Source organism: Novipirellula sp. (genome assembly GCF_041583735.1).
Lineage (GTDB): Bacteria > Planctomycetota > Planctomycetia > Pirellulales > Pirellulaceae > Novipirellula.
Genome location: NZ_JBFHFD010000720.1, coordinates 1 through 4,223, shown reverse-complemented (window position 1 = coordinate 4,223; position 4,223 = coordinate 1). Strand labels below are relative to the sequence as shown.

Annotated in this window: 3 protein-coding genes; 2 read left to right on the top strand and 1 reads right to left on the bottom strand. The window is 54.1% G+C overall.

What is annotated here, in order from left to right; genetic code table 11:
• The coding region (gene pgk, locus ABX962_RS31595; protein ID WP_372725575.1) for a phosphoglycerate kinase at nucleotides 1-226 on the top strand (226 nt) is incomplete at its 5' end.
• Nucleotides 227-355: 129 nt separating this feature from the next.
• Nucleotides 356-3,061 carry a glucosidase gene (locus tag ABX962_RS31590; protein WP_372725573.1) on the top strand — a complete coding sequence of 902 codons (2,706 nt, stop codon included), beginning with the start codon at nucleotides 356-358 and terminating at the stop codon, nucleotides 3,059-3,061.
• Nucleotides 3,062-3,200: 139 nt separating this feature from the next.
• On the opposite strand, the gene ABX962_RS31585 is transcribed toward ABX962_RS31590, so the two are convergent.
• Nucleotides 3,201-3,623: a secondary thiamine-phosphate synthase enzyme YjbQ gene (locus ABX962_RS31585; protein WP_372725571.1), complete on the bottom strand. Its 423-nt coding sequence runs from the start codon at nucleotides 3,621-3,623 to the stop codon at nucleotides 3,201-3,203.
• Nucleotides 3,624-4,223 lie beyond the last annotated feature (600 nt).

Here is a 4,223-nt window from a genome sequence, read left to right as displayed (position 1 = left end):
GGGCGTGTTCGAAAAACCACCGATGGACGCGGGCACCAAAGCAGTCGCGCAAGCGGTAGCCGACAGCGATTCAACCAGCATCATCGGAGGCGGTGATAGCGCAGCTGCGGTCGATCAACTTGGCTTCGCTGACCAGGTCAGCCACGTCAGCACCGGTGGCGGCGCAAGCCTAGCGATGCTCGAGGGCGAACGCTTCGCCGCCGTCGATTTGCTCGACGAAGCGTAAGCAAGAGAAAAAGAGGGGGGAGACACGGAGAGGGGGAGATGAGGAGAAGGAAACGGCAAAGCTAAATCTCCCCCACTCTCGCTTCCCACCCGCACTCCATACTCCTCACTCCTCCGCCTGGGACTTGGCATGACTGCTGAAGACGAACGCTTGACTCAGTCTCAACGACGCCAGCAGAATTGGCATCGTTGGGGGCCATATCTGTCCGAGCGGCAATGGGGAACCGTTCGCGAGGATTACAGCGAAGGAGGCGATGCGACGTGGAGTTACTTTCCTCACGATCATGCCCGCAGCCGGGCTTATCGCTGGGGCGAAGACGGACTGCTGGGCGTTTGTGACCGCCAGTGCCGGCTGTGCTTTTCCGTCGGATTGTGGAACGGACGCGATCCGATTCTGAAAGAGCGATTGTTCGGGGTCACCGGTCCCGAAGGCAATCATGGCGAAGACGTCAAAGAGTGCTATTACTATCTCGATAGCACGCCGACGCACAGCTACATGAAGGCGCTGTATAAATACCCGCAAAGTCGCTTTCCGTACGAGGAATTGGTTGACGTTTCGCGGGCACGCAGCCGCATGGATGACGAATACGAGCTGACCGATACTGCGGCCTTTGCCGATTCACGTTATTTTGACGTCGTTGCTGAATACGCCAAGAATGATCCCAACGATCTGCTGATCCGTTTGACGATCACCAATCGCGGTCCGCAAGCCGCAGTGCTACATGCGCTGCCCCAGCTCTTTTTTCGTAACACATGGACGTGGCAGTGTACCGACGAAGGTTGTACGACGCGTCCGTCGATGCGGTTGTCCGGCAACGTCGTGCAAACCAATCACGAATCGCTTGATCGATTCTGGTTCGCATGTGATGCGATGGATGACTCGGGCGATTGGGTTTGGTTATTTACCGACAATGAAACCAACAAGGTTCGCCATCCCAATCTGCCAAGCGAAAGTGAGTTCTATAAAGACGGGCTCAATGACTTTGTCGTCCTCGGCGATACCAAAGCGGTCAACCCCGAGCAGCGTGGCACCAAGGTGGGAGCGTACGGGTTGTTGATGTTGCCAGCGGGCGGATCGCGAGAGATCCGTTTGCGTTTGGCCCACGTCGATTCGCCGATCATCAAAGACACCGCGGGCGGCGATGCCAAGTCGTTTTCAAGCGTCGCGTTTGGCGATTCGTTTGATGCGTGCTTCCAACAACGCATTGATGAGGCGGATGAGTTTTACGCTTCCCGCATCCCCGCATCGTTGAGCGACGATCGCAATCGGATCATGCGGCAATCCTACGCCGGATTGCTGTGGACGAAACAGTTCTACCACTACGTGGTTAACACTTGGTTGGACGGTGACCCAAACGGCGTGAAAGCGACGGAGCTGCGGAAGCTGGGCCGCAACAGCGATTGGCGTCACTTGTTCAATCGCGACGTGATCTCGATGCCCGACAAATGGGAATATCCCTGGTACGCCGCCTGGGACTTGGCGTTTCATATGGTACCGATGGCGCATTTGGATACCCACTTTGCCAAAGAACAGATGATTCTGTTTTTGCGTGAGTGGTACATGCACCCCAGTGGCCAAATTCCCGCGTACGAATGGCAACTGGGTGACGTCAATCCGCCCGTGCATGCTTGGGGCGTTTGGCAAGTCTACAAGGCGTCCGGACCGCCCCAGAAACGTGACAAAGAATTTCTGGCTCGCGCGTTTCAGAAGTTGTTGATCAATTTCACTTGGTGGGTGAACCGCAAAGACCCGCGAGGCAAGAATATCTTTGCCGGCGGATTTCTGGGGCTTGATAACATCGGAGTTTTTGATCGCAGTAAACCGCTTCCGCAAGGGCACCTTGAACAAGCCGATGGCACCGCGTGGATGGCTTTCTATTGTGGCACGATGCTGCGGATGGCCATTGAATTGGCCGAAGACGAAATCGCCTACGGCGACATGGCCAGCAAGTTCTTTGAGCACTATGTGGCGATTGCCGAAGCGATGAACTCGATGGACGGCAGCGGGCTTTGGGATAACGACGACGGTTTCTACTACGACCATCTGTATGTTGACGGCAAATCGATTCCAATCCGCGTTCGCTCGCTCGTCGGATTGCTGCCGCTGTTGACCGGGGTGATCCTCGAAGAACCGATCATCGAAAAGTTGCCCGGTTTCAAACGCCGGATGAATTGGTTCTTGAGGAATCGCAGCGACCTCAGTCAGCATATGACTTACATGGAACGCGAGGATGCCAACCTTGGAAAGCCTTGCAACCGTCTGCTGGCGATTCCTTCGGGCGATCGTTTTCGTCATTTGATTTCGGTGATGCTGGATGAAAACGAATTTTTGTCACCCTTTGGAATTCGCAGTCTGTCCGCCGCCCATCGCGATCAACCCTTTGTTTTTGATTTTGGCGGACAGCATCACGAGGTTCGTTATTTGCCAGGCGAAAGCGATAGCGGCATGTTTGGTGGAAACAGCAATTGGCGAGGCCCGATCTGGTTCCCCACCAACTTCCTGCTGATCCAAGCACTCAAACGCTACTACGTGTTCTACGGCGATGATTTTAAAGTCGAATGTCCCACCGGCAGCGGCGTGATGATGACGTTGATGGAAGTCGCTCGTGAACTAGAGCGACGGCTGATCTCGATCTTCGAGGTCGACAAGGACGGAGCGCGACCCTCCCATGGCAAGGTCAGCCAATATGCGGACGATCCCGCCTGGAAAGACCTCGTGCTGTTCTACGAGTACTTCCACGCCGACGAGGGAACCGGTTTGGGGGCCAGTCACCAAACCGGATGGACCGCACTGATCGCCACGATCCTAAGAAGCCATGGCGCCGTAGCACGCTAATGTCGCCGGTCGCTCGAGATGTCGATTTGATTACCGAAGAACTTTGAATTGAACGTAGCCTAGGCTTCCAGCCTGGGTTTGCTGTGATTCCCAGGCTGGAAGCCTAGGTTACGTGAGGTCACGGTGGACCCTCTTGCGGTTACGCCGTTTCACCCATCACGGTGATCACGACGTTGCGGCCACCCGCATGGTCGCGGTGCTCGCACAGATAGATGCCTTGCCAAATACCGACCTCTAGCCGGCCATCGGTAATAGGGATCATCACGCTTGCGCCCATCATCGAAGCTTTGACGTGGGCCGGCATATCATCAGGCCCTTCGATCGTGTGAATGTAAGGCAACGATTCAGGTACCGCGTGGTTCATCGCGGTTTCAAAATCGACCCGCACATCGGGGTCGGCATTCTCGTTGATCGTCAGCGATGCACTGGTGTGTTGGATGAATACTTGCATCCAGCCCACCTTCATCGTGCTCAGTTCGGGGACCGCATCGACGACCTTATCGGTGATTAAATGGAAGCCTCGGCTCATGGCGGGAAGCCGCAGTTTTTTTTGAATCCACATGGTGATGACTCAGCGAGTGCAAAAGGGCAGTGAGAAATGTCGAGAACTGAAAATATATTTCTGAATTATTTTTGCTTCAAAAACGAAGCAGAGGTTGACTGGGGGCTAAATCATCCCCAAAAGACATCCTGGCATGCCAACGGAGTTCGAAAAAGCGTCAGTCAAGGATGAAGTCTCCTTCACCCTATGGCAATGTGAGAGTATCCCCCCTTGACAAAGTTCGTGTGTTGCATGGGGGGGATTCATTAGTCCATTGGGTTGCGGTGAGTTTTGCGGTAATTACGAAAGGAGGGTGGAATGCCAACCATCCATTTCGTGTGTGAGTTCACGCAGGCTGCTTTCATAGTTAACACAATTTTCTTGACACTGAGGTATTCGCGTCAATAATCTCCTCGTGCAAACAGCTGTAGCCATTTGGATTCACGGCCGAATCAGACAACGAATTAGACAGCAGAACATTTGTAGGAATAGATGTTTTGCTCATGGAGTAGAAAACGAACAATGAGTCATTGCAAGAACGTATTTGAAGCCATCTTGCGTTATGGGCACGACGAAGACTTCGTCCCGAACAAGGACGACAATTTTGAACCGACCGACGCC

Coding starts and splice junctions, on each gene's coding strand:
- ABX962_RS31590 (WP_372725573.1), top strand. CDS start 356: ATGACTGCTGAAGACGAACGCTTGACTCAGTCTCAACGACGCCAGCAG.
- ABX962_RS31585 (WP_372725571.1), bottom strand. CDS start 3,623: ATGTGGATTCAAAAAAAACTGCGGCTTCCCGCCATGAGCCGAGGCTTC.